We start from the raw sequence: 583 nt of genomic DNA, 5'->3' as shown, positions 1-583 counted from the left end.
ACGGTGATGCCGGCCTCCGCGCTGCCGGTGATGGTGGGCGTGGCGCTGTTGGTGATGTTGTCCGTGGCCGAGACGCCGCTGTCGGTGGTGAGATCGAGTCCGGTGGGCGCGGCCTGCGCCGTGGCGTCGATCCGCACGGTGAGCGCGGCCGATTTGACCGACACGTTGCCGGCCAGGTCGGTGGCCTGGGCGGTCAGGCTGTGGCTGCCGTCCTTGAGCGGCGTGGCGACGGTGATCTGCCAGTTGCCGCCGGCGTCGGCCAGGGCGGTGCCGACCAGCACGGTGCCGTCGAACAGCGACACGGTGGCGTTGGCCTCGGCCTTGCCGGCGATGGTCGGCGTGGTGACGTTGGTGAGGTTGTCGGTGATCAAGATGCCGCTGTCGGACGCGGTCACCAGGTCGAGCGCGCTCGGGGTGGTGCTGACGGTGTCGATGGTGACGGCCAGCGCGGCCGAGGCCGGGCCGACGTTGCCGGCGGCGTCGGTGGCGGTGGCGGTGAGGTTGTGGACGCCGGCCGCCAGGGTGCCGGTGGTGACGGTCCAGACGCCGTCGGCGTTGGCCACGCCGCTGCCGACCAGGGTGG

The 583-nt window shown here is 72.6% G+C and carries 1 protein-coding gene; it reads right to left on the bottom strand.

Features of this window, described 5'->3' with window-relative positions:
• Nucleotides 1-583: Ig-like domain-containing protein (locus MRBLMU1_RS23490; RefSeq protein WP_363506569.1), on the bottom strand; the 583-nt coding region annotated here is incomplete at both ends.

Source organism: Burkholderia sp. LMU1-1-1.1 (assembly GCF_040675865.1).
Classification (GTDB): Bacteria; Pseudomonadota; Gammaproteobacteria; order Burkholderiales; family Burkholderiaceae_D; genus Rugamonas.
The sequence above is the reverse complement of the archived record's forward strand: the minus strand, read 5'-3'. Positions and strand labels throughout refer to the sequence as shown.